The sequence below is a fragment of the Acinetobacter genomosp. 33YU genome (assembly GCF_001990725.1).
GTDB lineage: Bacteria > Pseudomonadota > Gammaproteobacteria > Pseudomonadales > Moraxellaceae > Acinetobacter > Acinetobacter seifertii.
Map to the genome: position 1 here is coordinate 1 of NZ_LFZQ01000041.1, position 1,198 is coordinate 1,198.

General features: G+C 41.5%; 1 protein-coding gene. It reads right to left on the bottom strand.

Translation table 11 applies throughout. The features are described 5' to 3' along the window. Positions 1-505: 505 nt before the first annotated feature. Positions 506-1,198: NERD domain-containing protein (locus AC056_RS19150; RefSeq protein WP_171262134.1), on the bottom strand; the 693-nt coding region annotated here is incomplete at its 5' end.

A 1,198-nucleotide genomic window follows, 5' to 3' on the forward strand; every position in this document is an offset into this window, starting at 1 on the left:
CCTCGTGCGCTCTCCTGTTCCGACCCTGCCGTTTACCGGATACCTGTCCGCCTTTCTCCCTTCGGGAAGCGTGGCGCTTTCTCATAGCTCACGCTGTTGGTATCTCGGCCCGGTGTAGGTCGTTCGCTCCAAGCTGGGCTGTGTGCACGAACCCCCCGTTCAGCCCGACCGCTGCGCCTTATCCGGTAACTATCGTCTTGAGTCCAACCCGAAAAGACACGACTTATCGCCACTGGCAGCAGCCACTGGTAACTGGAATAGCAGAGCGATGATAATGCGGTCCGTACTACAGAGTTCTTGAAGTGATGCCCCAACTACGGCTACACTTAAAGGACAGGATTTGGTATCTGCGCTCTGCTGAAGCCAGTTACCTAGGTTAGGTAATCTGCCAGGATTAACTAACCTTCGAAAAACCACCTTGCCGGGTGGTTTTTTCGTTTCATGGAGGAAGATACGCTTTTCAAGCCGTCATCGTCAAGAAATGCAGAGACTAGAAAACGTCATTCTATAAGTCAAAATCGGGTATTTGCCCTTTTTTATAATCTGGCGAAATGACTTTCCTATATAAATTAAACACTTGTTTTTTTTGGTAGAAAAAATCATCCAAAGACTGACCAAATAAATAATCAACATCAATCTTCTTATTATTACATTTAAACTCGTCCAATCGGTTTATATCTTTAGGATATATATTCCCCGTAACCCACAAACGATGATGTATATTTTTGTTATCAGGGTTATTTGATTTGTAGTAGGAATTTATAATTGGCACTCTTGTTTTCATCCAAAGACTAACCTCCATCGAAGGTAAAGTCTTAACATTTTTGCACTCAACGATATAAATATCATCGTTAGTTTCCAATACAACATCAGCTTCGGCATGTTTACCGTTTATTTTATATTCTTTATTAATACGAACATTTCCATAACCATAGAAATTACAAATTTGAGAGGAAACAAAAAGCTCAAAAATATACCCCCTTAAATTTCCATTCTCTCCAGAGATAGACTCCAGATCTTTTACCATTTGAAGTAACTCATCAGGATGTCTTTCAATAGATAAAGTTCCCTGAATCACCTTCGATAGTCTGGCCAAGCTCTCATCGACCTTATTACCAAACGCATTAGCTATAGTTATAGCCAGAACCCCTTCACTCCTTAGCTTGTTGAAGGCATTCTTCTCAAAACGTCTAGCAAA